Origin of the sequence: Lysinibacillus parviboronicapiens, from assembly GCF_003049605.2 — a bacterium.
GTDB lineage: Bacteria > Bacillota > Bacilli > Bacillales_A > Planococcaceae > Lysinibacillus > Lysinibacillus parviboronicapiens.
In genome coordinates this window covers 179,798-198,959 of record NZ_CP073713.1, presented here as the reverse complement: position 1 = coordinate 198,959, position 19,162 = coordinate 179,798, and the positions used below count along the sequence as shown (strand labels likewise).

The 19,162-nt window shown below is 38.9% G+C and carries 17 protein-coding genes; 8 read left to right on the top strand and 9 right to left on the bottom strand.

Annotated elements, in window-relative coordinates; all coding sequences use genetic code 11:
- Positions 1-632 precede the first annotated feature (632 nt).
- The 5 genes from C9J31_RS01130 to C9J31_RS01110 all read right to left on the bottom strand — a co-directional run bounded on the left by C9J31_RS01130 (position 633) and on the right by C9J31_RS01110 (position 4,219).
- Complete coding sequence (locus C9J31_RS01130) at positions 633-1,415, bottom strand: ABC transporter permease (protein ID WP_107950674.1); 783 nt, start codon at positions 1,413-1,415, stop codon at positions 633-635.
- A complete protein-coding gene (locus C9J31_RS01125; protein WP_107950673.1) occupies positions 1,412-2,305 on the bottom strand; it encodes an ABC transporter ATP-binding protein in 894 nt (297 codons plus the stop codon). Before C9J31_RS01125 ends, C9J31_RS01130 begins: the two co-directional genes overlap by 4 nt.
- Positions 2,302-2,505, bottom strand: coding sequence for a PLDc N-terminal domain-containing protein (locus C9J31_RS01120; RefSeq protein ID WP_107950672.1), 204 nt, complete (start codon positions 2,503-2,505; stop codon positions 2,302-2,304). Before C9J31_RS01120 ends, C9J31_RS01125 begins: the two co-directional genes overlap by 4 nt.
- A 314-nt stretch (positions 2,506-2,819) precedes the next feature.
- Positions 2,820-3,254 (bottom strand): protein-tyrosine phosphatase family protein, encoded by a 435-nt coding sequence (locus C9J31_RS01115; RefSeq protein WP_235616377.1) that lies wholly within the window; start codon positions 3,252-3,254, stop codon positions 2,820-2,822.
- A 17-nt stretch (positions 3,255-3,271) separates the two neighbouring features.
- Positions 3,272-4,219: a carbohydrate kinase family protein gene (locus tag C9J31_RS01110; RefSeq protein WP_107950671.1), complete on the bottom strand. Its 948-nt coding sequence runs from the start codon at positions 4,217-4,219 to the stop codon at positions 3,272-3,274.
- A gap of 178 nt (positions 4,220-4,397) precedes the next feature.
- Between C9J31_RS01110 and C9J31_RS01105 the strand changes: the two genes are divergently transcribed.
- The 7 genes from C9J31_RS01105 to C9J31_RS01075 all read left to right on the top strand — a co-directional run bounded on the left by C9J31_RS01105 (position 4,398) and on the right by C9J31_RS01075 (position 12,669).
- The gene (locus C9J31_RS01105) at positions 4,398-4,961 is read left to right on the top strand and encodes a GNAT family N-acetyltransferase (protein ID WP_107950670.1); all 564 of its coding nucleotides are present in this window, start codon (positions 4,398-4,400) and stop codon (positions 4,959-4,961) included.
- Between the two features lie 18 nt (positions 4,962-4,979).
- Positions 4,980-5,897 carry an EamA family transporter gene (locus tag C9J31_RS01100; protein ID WP_107950669.1) on the top strand — a complete coding sequence of 306 codons (918 nt, stop codon included), beginning with the start codon at positions 4,980-4,982 and terminating at the stop codon, positions 5,895-5,897.
- 307 nt (positions 5,898-6,204) lie between these two features.
- Complete coding sequence (locus C9J31_RS01095; protein WP_107950668.1) at positions 6,205-7,290, top strand: extracellular solute-binding protein; 1,086 nt, start codon at positions 6,205-6,207, stop codon at positions 7,288-7,290.
- Positions 7,291-7,378: 88 nt separating this feature from the next.
- Positions 7,379-8,449: an ABC transporter ATP-binding protein gene (locus C9J31_RS01090; RefSeq protein ID WP_107950667.1), complete on the top strand. Its 1,071-nt coding sequence runs from the start codon at positions 7,379-7,381 to the stop codon at positions 8,447-8,449.
- Between the two features lie 12 nt (positions 8,450-8,461).
- Complete coding sequence (locus C9J31_RS01085) at positions 8,462-10,183, top strand: ABC transporter permease (protein WP_107950666.1); 1,722 nt, start codon at positions 8,462-8,464, stop codon at positions 10,181-10,183.
- A gap of 27 nt (positions 10,184-10,210) precedes the next feature.
- Entirely contained in the window at positions 10,211-11,725 is a 1,515-nt protein-coding gene (argH, locus tag C9J31_RS01080; protein ID WP_107926047.1) for an argininosuccinate lyase, read from the top strand.
- Entirely contained in the window at positions 11,722-12,669 is a 948-nt protein-coding gene (locus C9J31_RS01075) for an N-acetylglucosamine kinase (RefSeq protein ID WP_107950665.1), read from the top strand. The genes argH and C9J31_RS01075 overlap by 4 nt, the downstream gene beginning before the upstream one ends.
- A gap of 53 nt (positions 12,670-12,722) precedes the next feature.
- Here the strand turns inward: C9J31_RS01075 and C9J31_RS01070 are convergent, their stop codons facing one another.
- From C9J31_RS01070 to C9J31_RS01055, 4 genes are all read right to left on the bottom strand, one after another.
- Positions 12,723-14,030: a transglutaminase domain-containing protein gene (locus C9J31_RS01070; protein WP_238602165.1), complete on the bottom strand. Its 1,308-nt coding sequence runs from the start codon at positions 14,028-14,030 to the stop codon at positions 12,723-12,725.
- Between the two features lie 141 nt (positions 14,031-14,171).
- The gene (locus tag C9J31_RS01065; protein ID WP_107950663.1) at positions 14,172-15,326 is read right to left on the bottom strand and encodes a transglutaminase domain-containing protein; all 1,155 of its coding nucleotides are present in this window, start codon (positions 15,324-15,326) and stop codon (positions 14,172-14,174) included.
- A gap of 279 nt (positions 15,327-15,605) precedes the next feature.
- The gene (locus tag C9J31_RS01060; protein ID WP_004233098.1) at positions 15,606-15,866 is read right to left on the bottom strand and encodes a metal-sensitive transcriptional regulator; all 261 of its coding nucleotides are present in this window, start codon (positions 15,864-15,866) and stop codon (positions 15,606-15,608) included.
- Between the two features lie 91 nt (positions 15,867-15,957).
- Positions 15,958-16,665 (bottom strand): glycosyltransferase family 2 protein, encoded by a 708-nt coding sequence (locus C9J31_RS01055; RefSeq protein WP_107950662.1) that lies wholly within the window; start codon positions 16,663-16,665, stop codon positions 15,958-15,960.
- A 132-nt stretch (positions 16,666-16,797) separates the two neighbouring features.
- Between C9J31_RS01055 and C9J31_RS01050 the strand changes: the two genes are divergently transcribed.
- Positions 16,798-18,765, top strand: coding sequence for an SEL1-like repeat protein (locus C9J31_RS01050; protein ID WP_244854854.1), 1,968 nt, complete (start codon positions 16,798-16,800; stop codon positions 18,763-18,765).
- Positions 18,766-19,162 lie beyond the last annotated feature (397 nt).

Below are 19,162 nucleotides of genomic sequence, written 5' to 3'. Positions count from 1 at the left end.
ATATTTTCGAGTTATTTGACAAATATCGAGTTATAGCTACATTATATTCCTAAGTTATGGATATTCCAAGAGGAGTAGTGAGCGTACGTCACACAAATCACGTTATTAGCTTTGACAGAACATTTATCTGTGCTGGAAGCATTGACAAAACTCGCTACAGATAATGTTGCAGATGGTGGAAAGCCGTACAGCGCCATTATCCTAAAAGGTGGTGTACAGATTGCTAGCGCAGTGAATCTTTCGCATAAAATTAGACACCAAACTTATCAGATTGTATCTTATATGCAAGTGCACAGCCTTGCCTTATGTGCCACACAGCAGCAAAATGGGTAAAAATGTAACAAATTTATTATATTGTACAGCGGGAAAACATTCCTCAATCGATGCAGGCTTTATGGATGACTTCGCCATTGCCGGTAGACTCTCTATCCTACTCTCCTGTCAATCGATTATTCTCTCTGTCGGATAATGATTAACCATAACAGCAAAACCGAATGCGACAAGCGCACTCGGTTTTGTTTTCTAGAACAATCTACAACTCTGTAACTTCAGCGTGATAATAGAATCTGAATCGCAGTAATTAATTTCGTCATTTCTATCTGCTTGTGCGCCCTATTGAAAAAAAGCATAGGCTAAATTTTTGTCATTGCTACATTTTTCTTCATTGTCAAAACGCCAATGTTCATACAAACTATCGTAATTACCAATGTAACAGCTAAACTCCACCAGTAATCAGACATCTCCATTGTGCCACGAATCAACTGTACGCCATATGTCGGAAGTTTCCATGGTGTTACTGTCCAAAATACGCCAACAAATGCATCCATAATTTGCCCAACAAAAATAATGACAAATGCACCTGCTGTTGCAACTACGGATGTAAATGTAGCACTCATCATCAACGTTACTGCAAATACAAATAATAGCCATACAAAATACGTGCCAATACTTGCTATCAAAGTAGCTCCTTCAAATGTTCCATATAACACAGCTATATAGTAAACACTTGCCGAATATCCAGCAACGATGCTAATGAAACCAACAGTGCTCATGACAACAAATTTACTCATAAAGTATGCGCGAAACGAAATTGGTCGCACATACATTAAGGTAGCCATTCCATTCGCTCGCTCTTTACTAATAGTACCGACAAACGAAGCCATCAGTACAAGGAGCCCAATCGTCTGAAACTGTCCAATTGACGCCTGCAATAAATCAGCGGGTCCCAATTCTGGCATTAACATTTCAAAACCTTCAGGTACATTACCGACAGCCGATAAAATATCCATCATGTAGTAGTTTGTCAAAGGATCAGTCATACCCAGCAGCGCGAAAACCAGTGGTATCCATAAAAACTTCCAACTACGCCAAGCCTCCCTAAATTCCTTTTGAAGAAGTACGCTAAAGCCATTCATACCCTTTTCGCCACCTTCATAAAAATTTCCTCCAGTGATGCCGTTTGCCGTGCTACTTTTCGTACGTTATAGGGACAAGCACTAAGTTGTTGCAGTAACTGCTGCATAGTCGGTTCTTCCTCCTGAATATCTACAAATACATAGCATCCTTGTGCTTTACCAAAAAGCTCTGAATGACTAGCAAAAAGTCGCGCCTCTTCTTCAGTGCTAAATTCTACTACATAACGAGGCTCATCAAAACGTTGCCTCACCTCGCGCAATGTTCCTTGCTCCACAAGCTTTCCATCACGTAAAAATAATAATTGGTCTGTCATTTCTTCAGCATCATTTAAAATGTGTGTCGAATATAAAATTGTTGTCTCTTGTTGTAAACCTTTCAACAAATCTAAAACTTCTCTACGTCCAACTGGGTCTAATGCAGATACGGGTTCATCCAGTAAAAGTAATTTAGGCTTATGCACAATTGCCTGGGAAATACCAAGGCGTTGCTTCATACCACCTGAAAATGTCGCGATTTTTTTATTTAAAGCGTTCTCTAGACCCACAAACTCTAGTGTTTTTTGAGCATCTGCTTTTGCTTTTTTACTAGGCACACCATTTAGCCTCGCAGCCATTTCTGTAAACTCTAGTGCACTTAACCAAGGATGAAACTGCGGGTATTGTGGCAAAAAACCAATGTTTGCACGCAAATCTACACCTGATAGCTCTACGTTACCGATTGTTGGCTTTAATAAGCCCGTTAACATCGATAAAGTCGTTGTCTTACCTGCACCATTCGGTCCAATCAATGCTGTTGAGGTATGTTCCTCTAAGGTAAAACTGATTGCATCTACAACTGTTTTCTCTGCAAAGCGCTTTGTCAGCCCTGTTACCTGTAGTATTGTCGTCATGATTGCTTTCTCCCAACTATAAAGTAAGCAATTGGGCCAAGTAGATTGACAAACAGAATAATAAAAACCCATAAAATTTTCGGGCCATTCGTTTCATGAATTTTACGTAAATCGATAAGTGCTACTATCATTAAAATAATTTGAACCAGAATCAATGGCGCAATTACGGCCCAAGGAATTTTATCTAACTCCTCCAACATACAAACCACCTCATTCTTTGTTATAATATAACTATAACAAATTTTGTTCTAATATGTATAGAACAAAAAAACTTCATGATAAAATCACTTGAGCATAGCATTTCTGTAAGTTTAAAGAAAAATACTTGCATCAACACCTACCGCAAAAATTAGTTGGAGCCGTGCCTGCGTAAAGGGCGCTTGAAGCAGAAATCAACGGTTTCTTACTATTTTATTCAAAAAGAAAAAGACTGTAGGCCAACTCAAATTTCTTCGAAAGTTAGTCTACAGTCTGAAAAGATATACCAAAGCTAAGATTGGTACCTCTTTTTGTTTTATTTATACAATTTCGTTAAAGCCTTCGCCATATTTGGTCGAATTGTTACTTGTGAACGGGCATTTTTCACAGCTTGCTCCGCTTCCTCTAAAGTACTCGCCAAGCCTAGCTCCATTAATACAGCCGTTGCTGCTACACCCGCTCGTCCGCCGCCACTACCGCAATGGAAGTATACCTTCTGACCGGCTTCATAGGTTGTAACAATTTCTTGTGCAACCTTTTCAATGGATGATGCCACTTCTTCTTCTTCATCTGCAATCGGTAAATGCTTGTACGTATAGTTCACTTTTACTTGTTCCTCAGTAGATAATCCATTAACCCGAACATCAATTACGACATCAACTGATTCATTTGCAAATGCCGCCTCTGCATCCTTTGCGCCACCAAAATAAAGCCGATCTTTTACTAACACATCATAGTTTTTTTCCATCATCTGCACGCTCCAAACTACTACTTTAACAAATGCTTTATATCATCATAGTATGGCAGAGCTGTTAATGCGCCTGCCTTTGTTGCTGCTAAGGCACCTAACTTATTGCCAAAACTAACACAGCGCACAAGCTCATCCTCAGTCGTTGGTAAGCCATTGTAATGTACATCTCGTAATACTCCCGCCATAAAGGCATCACCTGCACCTGTTGTATCTACTGGCACAACCTTTTCTGTTGGTACATGGATAACCTCGCCGTTCAATACTGCGTATGTGCCCTCTTCACCTACCGTTACTAAAACGATGGGTACTAAATAACTGTCTAATTGCTGAATCCCCTCATCTATTGAGGTTGTTTCAGTTAAGAAAAACAGCTCATCATCCGTTACTTTTAAAATATCGACATTTTCGAAAAATGAAGTAATGGTCTCGCGGCAAATTTCTTCGCTGCTCCAACGTAATGGACGAATATTGGCGTCCATTGCGATTATTGCTCCTCTATCCTTCGCCATATCGACTGCGGAGCGAGTTGTTGTCAAGGCAGTAGGATGGAACATAGTACCTGAACACACAATTAATGCTGAAGCGTGTTTAAAAGCTGCTTCATTTAATTGGCTTGCCTCTACTTGTAAATCTGGTGTCTCATCAACATAGTCCTTGAAAATACGCTCACATACTTCTGTTAAATGTACATAAACCCCACTGACACGCTTTGCTGGGTCAAATACCGCATAATCTAGGCTTACCCCTTCTTTTACAAGGCCGTCTCGGACGAATTGCGAAGTTTCGTCATCTCCCGTTATTGTAATCAGTGCAGAGGGTGCACCGATACGGCTAATGCCAGCAGCTACGTTTACTGTCGCACCACCCATATATTTAGTAAAAGATGTGTTCGTTACATCATCTGCAATATAGTCAATAAAAGCGTCACCATAGACTAAAATAAAATCCTTATCTTCCTTTGTCATTGTTGTCCTCCCGAAAGTCTGTTCATTTTAGATTAACACGAAATTTGATTTCATATAAAGTTTTAAACTTTCGGAAAAATACTGAAAGATTCCTTCCATAAAGTAGTGAATATTTCAAAAGTTTGTGACATCCTCTATCTTTGTTATACTTGCCTATAGAAAGGTAGGGATTTTGAAGATGAGTATTTCAATTCGACAAGCGCAACCACAGGATGCCCATGCCGTTGTACCATTAATTATTGACGCTATTGGTGATATCGCAAACCGTTTAACTGGTGAACAAACACCAGAGGCTGTTGAGCAAGCACTTATAGTACTTTTCAAACGAGAAGATAACCGCCATTCCTATTTAAATACTTTTGTTGCTGTAGAACATGAACAGGTCTTAGGCATTCTTGTTTATTATAACGGCGAACAAGCCATTGACATGGACGTAAATCTTGTAAAGTGGCTTGAAGCAAAAAATGCGCCAAGTATTGTCATCGATAAAGAGGCTCATGAAGATGAATACTATATAGATACAGTTTGTGTGGCACCTGAGGCTCGTGGAAAAGGAATCGGCACATTATTATTACAATTTGCTGAAGAACAGACGAAAAAATATAATTTTAAAAAGTTATCATTAAATGTTGAAACGCAAAAAGAAGACGCTCGTCGTTTATATGAACGTATGGGATTTGTTATTACAGAGCCATGGTCTATAATCGACGAACCCTTTCATCATATGGTGAAACAGATTTAGGATGTGACATAAAATAGCATGAAAACTAATTTACTCTATCCTCTCTTGATAGTCATCGCATCAAGTAGCTACGGAATTCTATCAACAATCGTTAAAGTAGCAATGTTACATGGCTTTACGTCAGCAGAGGCGGTATCTAGTCAATATATTATTGGCTTTATGTTGGTTGCGACTATCTTTATAGTTACGCAAAGACAGATACCAAAGATTTCGAAAAAAGGCTTATTGATTATGGTTAGTGCCGGGATATTTACCGGGATTACAGGTATTGTGTATGGTGAATCATTGAAATATTTACCTGCATCTCTTGCAGTTGTAATGCTCTTCCAATTTACGTGGATTGGCTTATTGTTGGATTGTGCACTTCATAAACGTTGGCCAAGTCGACCTGAAGTGATTTCCCTCATTGTCCTATTTGCTGGGACAATTTTAGCTGCTGGTATATTGAATGTAGATTTAAGCGGTATTGCGATTCAAGGTTGGATATTCGGCTTTGCTGCTGCATTTACTTTTGCTTGCTTTATTCAGTTTAACTCTCGCCCTGTTGAAGGTGTAACAACCACAGCGCGTGTATTGATTGTTTCCTTCGTTGCACTCATCATGATTAGTATTTTCTTAAGTCCTGAAATTGCATGGAACGGAAAATTATTTACTGAAGGTTTATGGAAGTTTGGACTAGCTCTCGGACTTTTCGGTATTATTTTACCGATTTATTTATTTTCTATTGCTGTGCCAAAAGTTGGTGGGGGCCTTGCCTCCATTTTAAGTGCAATCGAATTACCTGTTGCTGTGACAGTTTCCGTAATTGTTTTACATGAACCGCTCACTTATTTACAAGTAATTGGTATTGTTCTTGTCATTTTAGGTATGATGCTTCCGACAATACTCGCTCAGCTACGTCACAAGAAAAGTACTTTTGAGCCTGGAAGCGCCTGATTGACATTAAAGTTCAAAAAGTGATTGTAAATTAGGCAGTGACTTTCGTAGGAAGATTAAAATAAACTTGGGTGTGGGGTTTCATATCCCTTTCATTGTCAAGAAATACAAAACTCCTTAAAAGTGGAAATCCCCATTTTTAAGGAGTTTTTTTGACATTTTTTTAAATTCCATTGATAACCATTATTTACTTAGTTTAAGATGTTTATAATGTTAGAATTTTTTAATTATTCTAACATTAATGTTCTTTGTAAGTATTATACTGCAATATGTAAGCTACTCACTACGTAGAAAGGGGAAGATGATTATGAAAAAAATGCGTATTTTCAGTTTCTTATTTGTATTGATGGTCATTATGTTAGCGGCTTGTAGTAACGACGACAAAAAAACTACAACAAACGATGCAACAAATGGCGACAAAGCAGATGTAGAAACACCTCCGTCAGGTAAGCTTGTGATCTACACAGGGCGTGATGAGGAAATGGTGCAAGACGTAATCGATCAGTTTAATGAGAAGTACCCGGATATTGAAGTGGAGTTTTTAACAATGGGTGCGCAGCAAATCTTAGAGCGCCTGCGAGGCGAAAAAGCCAACCCTCAGGCAGATTTTTGGTGGGGAGGCACACAGTCAGCACTAATTGTTGGTGCAAATGAAGATTTACTACACGCCTGGAAACCAAGCTTTAACGATGCAATTGATGCTAATCATACAGACGTAGAAGGTCGTTGGTTCGGTGAAATGTTATTACCAGAAGTAATTATGATTAATAGTGATTTACTAACTCAAGAAACCGGCCCACAGGATTGGGACGATTTACTGGATCAAAAGTGGAAAGATCAAATCTTAATTCGAGGTGTATTAGCCTCTGGGACGATGCGTACAATCTATTCTTCCATGATTGTACGACAAGGTGTGGAATCACCTGAGAAAGGCTATGATTGGTTACTAAAATTAGATGCCAATACGAAAGAATATACACAAGATCCAAATGCACTTTACTTAAAACTAACTCGCCAAGAAGGTAGCATTTCCTTATGGAATTTGCAAGATATTTTGCTAAAGAAATATACAACCGACTATCCATTTGATTATATTTATCCTAAGAGTGGCGCTCCTATTTTAGTAGATGGTGTTGCTGTCGTAAAAAATGCGAAAAATGTGGAAAACGCTCAACTATTCGTAGAGTTTTTATTTGAAAAAGAAATGGTAACGAAATTAGCCAATGATTACTACCAAATCCCAACGCGCTCAGATATCGACAAAGCAACAATGCCTGAATGGTATCAGGACTTAGATTTAAAAACATTTGATATTGATTGGCAACTTATGTCTGATAAAGAAGCTGAGTGGATGGAGCATTGGGATACGAATATTAAAGGCCGTGGGAAATAGTAAATAAATTACGTTTTTAGAACCTCGAGTAATTTTTTGCTCGAGGTTTCCTGTACAACTAGTTGTTAGTGAGAGAGGAGCATTGCATATGAAAAGTGTCAAAATAGAAAATGTCTCGAAGCAATTTGGTCAAGTACCTGGTGTAAAAGATTTAAACCTTACTATTAAAGCCGGTGAATTTTTCACTTTCCTCGGCCCTAGCGGTTGTGGAAAAACGACAACACTACGCATGATTGCTGGCTTTTATTACCCAACTGAAGGAAAAATTCTTTTCGATGATCGAGACGTGACATTACTTCAGCCAAATAAACGCAATATCGGTATGGTGTTTCAAAACTATGCTCTCTTTCCACATATGACCGTAGATGAAAATATTGCTTTTGGTTTACAAGTACGAAAGCTTTCGAAAACTGAGATAACGCAAAAAGTTGATCGAATTCGCGGACTTGTACATTTAGAACAATATGGTAGACGTAAAATCAATGAGTTATCTGGCGGTCAACAGCAACGTGTTGCGTTAGCACGAGCACTTGTTATTGAACCAGACATTCTATTACTCGACGAACCTTTGTCCAATTTAGATGCTAAATTACGTGAGGAAACACGTATTGAAATAAAGCGTATTCAAACGGAACTCGGTGTCACAACAATTTATGTCACGCATGACCAAATGGAAGCGATGGCCATGTCTGATCGCATTATGGTGATGGAACAGGGCATTATTAAACAAATTGGTACACCGCAGGAAATTTATAATCGTCCATTGAACCGTTTCGTTGCTGACTTTATTGGCGAAACAAATCTAATTGAAGCTACAATAGAATCCATTAATGGCGATGACATACAGGCAAAAACGGTGAATGGACTAAATTTTATTGGGCGAAAGCAACACAGCTCCCCTACTTTAACGCATATGATTGGAGACAAAGTGTTTATATCTATTCGTCCTGAATCCGTTAACCTAGGTCCTGGTGAAAACAAACTTATTGGTAAAATCTCTTTTGTCGAATTTACGGGTGTTAGTGTAAATTACATTGTTGATTTTACGGAATTTTCACTGAAAGTCATGATTATTAATTCTAACGGCCAGTTAAAACAAATTGGCGAAGACATCACCTTGCATATTGCACAAGATTCACTGTACTTCTTAGGGGAATAGGAGGGGACCACTATGGAAAAACAGCCTGTCGATTCTTATCAAGATAACGCATGGGTACGACTAACCCAATCTAAATGGTTTGTGTATATTTTAATTTCACCATTATTTTTAGTGTTGTTCGCCTATGTGGTGTATCCCTTCTATCAAACTTTTATTCAAAGCTTTACTGGCGATGATGCGCTCTCTCATTATAAAAAGTTTTTCAGTCTAGCAAGTCCTGCAAACCTCGAGGCACTGTGGACTAGTTTATATATATCTATCATCAGTGTTATTTGTTGTGCAATTGTCGGCGTGACCATGGCCTTTTTGTTGGAACGCTATGATTTTCCAGGTAGACGTTTGCTCGCTATTTTAGTACTGGTACCCATGGCGCTTCCCCCACTTGTAGGTGTACTTTCTTTTACATTCTTGTACGGGGATAGTGGTATCTTCCCTCGAGCACTCCAGCATCTGTTCGGCCTAGATCAAGTCCCATTTTCGTTAAATGGTATCTGGGGCGTAATTGTTGTGCATACATTCACCATGTACACATACTTCTACTTAACCGCTTCCGCCGCCATTAAAGGATTAGATCCTTCTCTTGAGGAAGCAGCTACTAGCTTAGGAGCTGGGCGTATCCGTGTATGGACAAAGGTTATTTTACCTATGTTAACGCCTTCAATTATTGCCTCTGCGCTACTTGTCTTTATGATTTCTATGGCATCCTATACAGCTCCTCTAATGTTTGGCGTAGAACGCACGATGACCATGCAAATATACTTATCACGCACAAATGGTAATTTGGAGATGGCAGCTACTCAGTCCATGATTTTATCCTTCGTGTCTATCACATTTTTAATCATTATGCGTTGGTATCAAAACCGCCGCAATTATCAAAACTTGAGCAAAGGCATTAGCGTACATCGTTCTGAAGTATCTTCTAAAGGCATGAAAATCTTAGCAACTATTGCTTCTTTTGTAGGCACGCTAATTTTAATCTTGCCGATTTTAGTACTGATTTTAATTTCTTTCTCAGTCGATGGTGCTTGGAAAACACAAATCTTACCGACAGACTATACCGTTGATCATTATATTGCACTCTTTACGGATGAACGGACATGGCGACCAATTTGGAATTCTATTCAAATGGGTGTTGTTGCAACGCTCGGCAATATACTATTTGGAGTCGCGGCCGCCTACGCAATGGTGCGTTTGAATTTCAAAGGGAAAACACTGCTAGATATTTTGATTATGGTTCCTTGGGCATTACCCGGAACAGTTGTAGCTGTCAATTTAATCGCTGCTTTTAGTACAGAAAATATTTTCGCCTTTAATCAGGTGCTTATTGGTACATTTTGGATTCTTCCGTTGGCATACTTTATTAGACATTTACCGCTAGTTTTCAGGTCGACCTCAGCGTCTCTTGTACAATTAGATCAATCCATCGAAGAGGCAGCACGGAGCCTAGGTGCTACCTGGTTATATACATTTAGGCGCATCGTTATACCGCTAACCTTTACTGGTATTTTAGCAGGGACATTGTTAGCACTTGTCCAAAGTCTAGGTGAATTCGTAGCATCTATTCTTATATACAGTACTTCTACAATTCCGCTGTCAGTCGCGATCTTTCAAAAGTTATATGCGTTTAAGTTTGGAACAGCCTGTGCCTATGGCGTCTTACAAATTTGCTTAATTTTAATTGTTCTTATTATTTCTGAAAAGCTATCAAAAGGCAGTGCTGGCTCAGCTATTTAACTGTCAATCTATTAGGAGGAAATGGATATGTTTGAAGATTTCCGTAACAAAACCCAGCAAGAAGATGGGATGATTTTCCCGTCTAATATTTATCGTAAAATTGTATTGCAACCAGCATATGACGAAGCAAAGAAAAACTTTTTAATAATTATGCTTCAAATTAATATTGCACATTTAAAAATGTTAGAAGAACAAGGACTCGTAAAAGCTGAAGAAGCTAAACAGATCGGCCTCGCACTAAAGAAACTAGATTTGAACTATTATCGTATAGAGGATTACAGCCCGAACTATGAAGATTTATTTTTCCGCATTGAAAATAAGCTAATCGAATTTGCTGGCGATGTTGCTGGAAATCTTCACATTGGTAGAAGTCGTAATGATATGGGTATCGCCATCTATCGTATGACATTGCGTAAGAAATTATTAGAGCTTATGCGGGCGCTACTGACATTACGAGATGATTTAGTAGCTGCAGCAGAGGAGCATATCGATACCATAATGATTGGTTATACACATACGCAACAGGCACAGCCAACAACCTTTGCTCATTATTTAAAAGCTGTGATTGACCAACTGAACCGTGACTTTGAACGCCTGCAAAATGTCTACAAAACAGTCAATCGTAGCAGTATGGGGGCGGCAGCATTAACGACTACTGGCTTTAATATTAGTCGCGAACGAATGCGAGATTTACTGGCATTTGATGAAATAATCGAAAATGCTTGGGATGCAGTAGCAGGGGCTGATTATATAGCTGAAGCTGCAAGTACCGTCCAGCTCGCTGCACTCAATCTTGGCCGCACATCACAAGATTTCTTATTATGGGCGACGCAGGAATTCAATGCATTTACACTTGCCAGCCCATACGTACAAATTAGCTCTATTATGCCTCAAAAGCGCAACCCTGTATCGATTGAGCATACACGTTCATTGCTATCAGCGGTCGTTGGTGATGCAAGTACGGTACTGCAAATGGTACATAATACACCGTTTGGTGATATCGTTGACACAGAGGATGATATGCAACCTTATTTATGGCGTGCCATCGATCGTTTAGTAGGGATTTACGAATTATTTGGTTCCCTCGTTGTGACGATGGATGTAAACAAGAAAAAGCTACGAGATCGTGCAGAAAATAGCTTTGCGAATGTAACAGAGCTTGCGGATACTTTAGTACGCTCTGAAGGTATTTCCTTCCGCCAAGCACACAGTATTGTAAGTAAATGCATCAAAGTATTGCTTGCTCATAATGAAGAATCACTTGCTAGCCTGACATGGGGGCTCGCAAATACACAATCCAAACTAGTAACAGGTAAACCTTTAGTCATTTCTGAGGAAGATTTCTACCATACTTTAAAACCGGAGTTTTTCGTAGGTATCCGAACATTGCTAGGCGGTCCTGCGCCCGAAACGATGCGAGCATCACTTGAGCAATGCAAGGCTTCTGCTCACAAACTATATGAATGGATTCAACTAAAAGAAACAGCTATTGCTGAAGCAGAAAAACAATTAGGTATGTTTTTGGAGGAATGGAATCAATGAAGGATTGGTTACTGATTATTGATGGTGGTGCAACAAAAACGGCATGTGCAGTTGTGCATGCCGAATCCGGTGAGATTATATACACGAAAACGGCTGGCGGATCCAACTATCAAGCAATTGGTGTTGACTCCGCCACTGAGATTTTACAAGCACTATTAGCGTATGTACTTGCATTTTTGCAACAGCAAAGTCATTCAAAAATTGCTGTAGCTACTTTTGCTATGGCAGGAATTGACTCTTCGAAGGATCATGCCATCGTAAAAGCCATTGTACATGCAGCCATTACCAAATCACAGTTAGACATAGAAACACTTATTATTGAAAATGATGCAGAGGCAACATTATTAGGTGTCACCGCTGGACAAACTGGGGCCTTGCTTATTGCTGGAACTGGGGCCATTGCCTACGCTTTTGATGGCAAGCGTATTGAACGCGCTGGTGGTTGGGGACATCGTGCAGGAGATGAAGGCAGCGGCTACTGGTTAGGGCAAGAGGTCGTACGCGCTATTTTTCGTATGGAAGACGGACGCGGTGAACCGACAATATTAAAAAATGACGTCTATAGTTATTTACGTATTCAGGATGTTACAGATCTTGCTGCGTGGATATTCCGCCCATCTTATACAAATGCTCAGCTTGCAAAAATGGGGGCATTTTTAGCCGATGCCGTTACCAAAAATGATTCTTGTGCCATTCAAATCTCAATGAGAGCTGCCCATGAATTGGTGCTTTTAGCCTGTGCAGTGTTAAAAAAAATTTACTACCAAGGAGAAGCCATTAACCTATATTGTAATGGTGGGGCCATAAAGCATAACCCATTGATTTTAAAGGCCTTTTCACAAGACATGACGTCAATGTACCCACAAATCCAGATATCTTTATGTCAGCATCAGCCCATTCATTACATTATTGAACGCACTAAAAGGGCATATGACAATTTATAATGTCATATGCCCCTTATCACGACCATTTAGCCTAAGTTGTATGTGGAATAAAGTTATAGTGCCATTTTCTTCAGTTCATCTGTCACGAAGTATAGATAGCCATCCTTCACATATAAATCCTTTGTTTCTTCACGATTCAATACTTGTTCACCACTACCATCAGGGCGGATTTTCGATAAATATGCGCCGTGTGAATAATTACTATAGTATAGCCAGCCATCAGCATACACAATATACTGTGCTCGCGAGCTTGAAACGCGCGTCGATTTACCTGTGGAGATATCAAGTACATACAATTTATTATCATCAGAGACACTGCTATAAAATAATTGTTGTCCCACCTGTGCAGGAAAGTCGATATCATGGTAGTAACTATAAATGGTACTTGTTGCTTTCGGATAATCAGCTGCAACCCATGTATGATCACGTGCCATTGTACGATCATCAACTAAAAAATATTGGTATCGTATAGCGCCTTTACGATCTGGCACAGGATCATTCCACGTTGTATCGAGATGATACCATTGACCGTTGAGTTTCACTAAATTCCAAGCATGTCCTTCCTGCCCAACATAGCCGACAATGTACTGTGTTTCGATACCAAGTTTTTGTAACATTGAATGTGCTAGTAAAGCGTAGCCTTGGCAAACACCCCTATGCTCAGCTAACACTGTATATGCGCTATGTGGACTTGCTTTTGTATTATCCGTATAAGCGGTATTTGATACAATATAGTCATTGACCGCCTTCACTTTTTCTACATCGCTCTTAGCGCTCTTATTAAGAGTAGTCACGATTTCTTGAACATTCATCTCCACATAAGCTGCTTGTTCAGGTGTCATCAAATAACTTTGCTCACCGTAAATTGTCGCCACCTTTTTCCCGTATTCATAACGAATAGAGTGTTTACTAATATGGCCATACACATAATCATCTCGTTTAATGGCTCTGTCATAGGCTTCCTCTACTAGCTGCTCTATGCGTTGCGTACTGCCCTTATATTGAATTTCGAAAGTTGGTGAAAAACTACTGTAATAAGCATACATTGCATCTGCCATTTCTTTAGCATTCGTTACAACGAGCTTGGCTTCAGGTTTCAGGGCCAGTGCAGTCGTTGCCACTAACTCAGCTTCATCATGCTTTCCTTCTGTTGGGGTGGCTGTTTCGATTGAGGCATCTTCTGAAAGTTTTGCTGTGACATCAACGATTTTGTCTTTTGTTTCTAGAAGCATCGTTTGAATTTCATCATTAGTTGCCCATGTGATGATTTGTTGTACTGTTGCTTTACCGACCGTATATATAGGATCAATAAAAATAATCAAAATCACAATAATGGCTAGTTTTTTCCACAAAATCCTCACCTCCAACCGTATTACTAGTTACATTATATACAAAAAAAGCACAAAGAACTCACTTGGAAGCCCTTTTGTGCTTAGAAATTATGAACAGCTGGTAAATGAAGTATAGAAGTCTTTACTCAGCAACTTATTAGAAACTTAAAATTAATTAATTTTCAATTTTTGTTCTTTTGCATTAACCTTGTAAACTAAATTATTGTCTTTAATCATTAGATCTGATACGGGTTGCTTCACAAGCACACCAGTCTTTAATGTCTTTAAACTCATCTTTGTTAAGTAACCACCATTGCTATAGTCGCTATAATAAAGGTCATCACCTACACCTGTAATATACAACGCACGACTATCCATCACCTTTGTTTTCTTACCATTCGTTAAGTCGAGTTTATACAATTTGTCATTGTCAGCTGTATTACTAAAGTACAGCATGTTATTGATTTGATATGCAAAATGTACATTTTGCATATAGTTATATGCTGTGCTCGTTGCTACAGGATAATCTGAAGCAATCCAAGAATGATCTTTCTTTAGTTGTGCATCTGTTACTAAGAAGTAATCATAGGAAGATGCCCCTACTCGGTTAGGTAATGGGTCATTCCATGTTGTATCTAAATGATACCACTTGCCATCAAGTTTCACCATATTCCAGGCGTGGCCTTCACTGCCGTTGACATAACCTACTACATACTGTGTTTCAATACCAGCTTGTTGTAACATTTTATATGCTAGTAATGCATAGCCTTGACACACTGCTTGTCCTTCCATTAATAATGCGTATGCACTGTGGGGGCTTGCTTTCGTTTTATTGCCATATGTTGCATTCGAAACAATGTAATCATTAACGGCCTTTACTTTTTGAAATTGTGTCATAGAAGGCTTTATAATTGTTTTTAATACTTGATCAACCTTCTTTTGTACCGCAGCTTCTTGTGTTTGATTCGTAAAGTATTTCACTTTAAACGTGATATTACCCTCAGAATCCGAGGTAATAGAAACACCTTCCAAATGCCCACTCGCATAGATTGCCTGTTTCTGAGCACTTTCTAATACCTGCATGATATTTTTATTAAAATCAGCCATTGGCCCACTATATGTAACTTTAATTTCGGTAGAAAAATTATTCATTTGTTGTGCTACTTCATTTATGAGTTTATCCCAAGTAGTGATCTTTGAGCTGGACATACCATTGAAAGCACTCTTAGGGGAAGTCTCGACTGTATGAGTTTCTGCATTATGTGCATATGCAGCAGTTGGGCTTAGCATTAATACCGCTACACCGCTTAGTAACCATTTTTTCATAATAAATTCTCCTTCCCATTTATAAATTATTCTCATAATAATTATAAAAGAAAAAGGTACTATAAATCTATCGTACAAGTTCACTACATATGACTTTTTTCTATAATTATATTTTCATTAATATAGGTTTTTAATCTCACGGATACAGTATAGATACTATAGTACAACACTTTTCTGCACAAAATAAAAAACTCACCCATTACAGTGAGTCTTGTCTTTTATGTTTATGGTAGCTGGCAATTATACTTACGATACCGCCCATACAATAATGTTGCACCTTTAACGGCTTTTTACAACTAAATTTACAGCCTCTTGAATCGCTTCATTCATTTTTTCGCCGTCCCCTTCAGCATTTTGTACACATTCTAGGAGATTTGTACTCACTATTACACCAACTGTACGATCTACAGCTGAGCGTACCGCCGATAATTGCGTAATAACCGCCTTACAATCCTTTTCTTCTTCCATCATTTTTAAAATACCACGTAGCTGACCTTCCATCCGCTTTACGCGATTTTTCACTTGATCTGAATATTCCACATGCATTACTCCTTCTTCTTATACTCGCTACGTTCTATTGAGTAATTATTATTTTTATCCTAGCCTAATATGTTAAAAATACACCAGTAAGTTACTTTCTCCTTGGTTTTAAATAATTCATAAGCATTTTTGCAATAACTGTACTTGCATTGCTAACTTCATCATACTGAATTACTGAATTTTTCTTCAAGCGTAGCTGACCAATTTCTACTTCAAAAATTGGACATTTTCTTTTAAGCGCAGTTATCAGCATATTAGTATCGTACTCAAAGCGATCACCTTTCACTTCCATTAGCCACGGCAACTCTTTTATCGATATATAGCGTAAACCTGTTTGTGTATCCATGAGCTTTCGGTGAAAAAGCAAATCAAAAAACAAGCTTGTCGCACGATTACCCCAATATGACAAAAACGTACTATCGGTCGACTGAAAATTACGTACTCCTAGTACTATTCCTTCAGAAAACACTTTAGTCATCGTTAACACTAGCTTCACATCCTGCAATGTATGCTGACCATGAGCACCAATTGTTATAACACCTTGAAACCGGCCCTTCTGCGCCCAAGCATAAGCAAATGCTGTTTTTAAAGCGCCACCTTTCCCAATATTCAAGTCATGTTGCAATACTCGACAATTATCAATAGTTTTCAATTCTTCAAAAATACCTGCATATTTTAAATCACTGCCATCATTTACAATAATAATTTGTGTGATTGAAGTGGCCAATAATTGATGTACATATGTTACAAATGACTGTTGCGGATTATATGCTGGAATAATAGCTGCAATCTCTTTCATCAATCAATCCCCCAAATGGCTATAAACTAACCCTTATATCAAATAGTATCATGTAACGTAGACAATTCAACTGGGGAATCCATTTGAAAATATCAATAACTCCATTTATTTCCCGATAAATGAGAAAAGAGAGTGTTTTCGTCATTTATAGAAGTAGAGGTGAGTACTATCGTCATACAATATGAAATTCTACGAGAACAATGTAAAAAATTATCTGCATTGTCCCTCACAAATTTAGCTAAAAATTTACAAGATGCTAGTAAATTCACTGTAACAAAACCGGATATTTCCTTGCAAAGGTCACGCCTTGTACTCGAGGAGATTTTATACGAGAGTTATAAGTTGGAAATGCATACTGAGCCTAAACTAAAAAGTATTCGTACACTCATGAATAATCGCAGTTTTATCGCCAAAATCCATCCACGTCGTATTTATTTACTCATGAATCTTGTTCGGAAAATGACGATTAGTAGTAGTGGCATTATTGAGGCGAAGGCAGCAAAAATTGTTCTCGATTACATCAGTGATATTGTTGAGTGGTTTATCAATCGTTATGATCGTAGCTTTATAGCTTCTTTATCCGTACGGAAAGGTTCCTTCTTAGAAGATGTTCTGCCCCCATTCGACATGAATATCTTACATCAGGAAGACCAGCCAACAGATGACTACGAATATGCCGCCAATTGGTTTGAATTAGCAGCGAACGAGGGCAATGCCAGTGCACAATATAATTTAGGCGTCCTTTATAATCATGGACGGGGTGTCAAGAGAGACTATAAAATTGCAAGAATGTGGTATGAAAAAGCTGCGGCTCAACAGGATGCGAACGCCCTCTATAGCTTAGGTGTTCTATATCATTTAGGACAAGGTATAGCCCAAAATTACGAGGAAGCTGCTCGCCTTTATAAAGCATCGGCTGATTTAAGCAATGCCGATGCACAGTACAATCTTGGTGTCATTCACAATCAAGGGCTCGGCATGCCTATCAATTTTTCTGAGGCCGCTAAGTGGTATGTTTTAGCAGCTAACCAAGGGAATACAAGTGCACAAAACAATCTCGGCTTTCTCTATCATAACGGCAGTGGTGTACCACAAAACTTCGAAGAAGCTATAGCCTACTTTGAAATGGCAGCATTGGCTGGTGACGCAAGTGCACAGTACAATCTTGGCTATATGTATATTAAAGGACGTGGGATTGCACAAAATTTTCAGGAAGCCGCGAGATGGTTTCATTTAGCTGCATTACAAGATCATACAAATGCAGAATTTCAATTGGCTATGCTCTACAATACAGGGCAAGGATTACAACAGGATACGGTCGAAGCATTAAAATGGTTTAAACTTGCGGCACATAAAGGACATATTAATGCACAGTATTGCCTTGGTGTTCTTTACGAAAGCGAAAAAAACAGCACAGGCGCTGAAAAATGGTGGCAACTTGCTGCTAATAATGGTCATATTCGTGCAGGCTATGAACTTGGTCGCCTTTATGTAAATCAACTTCAGCAACCTGAAAAAGCGCTACACTACTTTAAAGTTGCAGCAGAAAAAGGTTACCCTGATGCTCAATTTGAGCTTGGGTTGTTATACGCAACTGGCATTGGAATCACTCTAAACTATCCCGAGGCTGTTAAATGGTGGCGTGCGGCTACCGACCAATCACATATAAGCGCTGAATATCAGCTAGGATTGTTATATGAGCAAGGACTGGGCGTCACACGGGATTTAGATGAGGCACGACGTTGCTACCGCCTAGCTGCCACACAAGGACATGCTGGGGCACAATATCAACTTGGTAATTTATATGACAAAGGGAAAGGTGTTGAGCAAGACTATACGGAAGCAGCAAGATGGATCGGGCAGGCTGTAACAAAGGGCCATGCTAAAGCTCAATTTCAACTAGCTCAAATGCATAGTCACGGACAAGGTGTACCAAAGGATTTTGCAAAGGCTGCTCAGTTGTATCGACTGGCTGCCAATCAGGGCCACCAAAAAGCTCAATTTCAGCTAGGTATGCTCTACAAAAAAGGCCAGGGCGTTGCACAGGACTATAACGAGGCGACACGTTGGCTCAAAAAATCGCTTGAAATATTACATTGATTAATGAGCCATAATTTGCCCAGATGTTGAATTGTGACAGCATAATTCAACATCTGGGCTATTTGGGGTGAATATTAATTTAGTTAAAACTTTTCTATCATCAGTTTTATAAAAGCTTGTGCTGCTTTACTTAAATATCTATCATTGCGGTAAACGATATCAAGTTCACGTATTGGCGCGTTTTCAATTGGAATAGAAACGATGCCAAGACAAGAACGATTTACTGCAAAAAAATAAATAAGACAGTATAAGATAGTTTGTTACAATCAAGCGGCGATCAGATGACTTGGGTAAGCTGAATAAGCTGCCGAAGTCATTTTTTTAAACATTCATCACCTTGTTGAACAAGCCTCTATTTGTCCTCTTTGATGTCGACCACCTATTCAAAGTTTGAACT

What these genes read in the sequence shown, in the direction of transcription:
- C9J31_RS01115 (WP_235616377.1), bottom strand. Translation starts at nt 3,254, where the DNA reads ATGATGGAAAAAAACTATGATGTGTTAGTAAAAGATCGGCTTTATTTT.
- C9J31_RS01105 (WP_107950670.1), top strand. Translation starts at nt 4,398, where the DNA reads ATGAGTATTTCAATTCGACAAGCGCAACCACAGGATGCCCATGCCGTT.
- C9J31_RS01130 (WP_107950674.1), bottom strand. Translation starts at nt 1,415, where the DNA reads ATGAATGGCTTTAGCGTACTTCTTCAAAAGGAATTTAGGGAGGCTTGG.
- argH (WP_107926047.1), top strand. Translation starts at nt 10,211, where the DNA reads ATGTTTGAAGATTTCCGTAACAAAACCCAGCAAGAAGATGGGATGATT.
- C9J31_RS01125 (WP_107950673.1), bottom strand. Translation starts at nt 2,305, where the DNA reads ATGACGACAATACTACAGGTAACAGGGCTGACAAAGCGCTTTGCAGAG.
- C9J31_RS01120 (WP_107950672.1), bottom strand. Translation starts at nt 2,505, where the DNA reads ATGTTGGAGGAGTTAGATAAAATTCCTTGGGCCGTAATTGCGCCATTG.
- C9J31_RS01095 (WP_107950668.1), top strand. Translation starts at nt 6,205, where the DNA reads ATGAAAAAAATGCGTATTTTCAGTTTCTTATTTGTATTGATGGTCATT.
- C9J31_RS01065 (WP_107950663.1), bottom strand. Translation starts at nt 15,326, where the DNA reads ATGAAAAAATGGTTACTAAGCGGTGTAGCGGTATTAATGCTAAGCCCA.
- C9J31_RS01100 (WP_107950669.1), top strand. Translation starts at nt 4,980, where the DNA reads ATGAAAACTAATTTACTCTATCCTCTCTTGATAGTCATCGCATCAAGT.
- C9J31_RS01055 (WP_107950662.1), bottom strand. Translation starts at nt 16,665, where the DNA reads ATGAAAGAGATTGCAGCTATTATTCCAGCATATAATCCGCAACAGTCA.
- C9J31_RS01085 (WP_107950666.1), top strand. Translation starts at nt 8,462, where the DNA reads ATGGAAAAACAGCCTGTCGATTCTTATCAAGATAACGCATGGGTACGA.
- C9J31_RS01110 (WP_107950671.1), bottom strand. Translation starts at nt 4,219, where the DNA reads ATGACAAAGGAAGATAAGGATTTTATTTTAGTCTATGGTGACGCTTTT.
- C9J31_RS01090 (WP_107950667.1), top strand. Translation starts at nt 7,379, where the DNA reads ATGAAAAGTGTCAAAATAGAAAATGTCTCGAAGCAATTTGGTCAAGTA.
- C9J31_RS01075 (WP_107950665.1), top strand. Translation starts at nt 11,722, where the DNA reads ATGAAGGATTGGTTACTGATTATTGATGGTGGTGCAACAAAAACGGCA.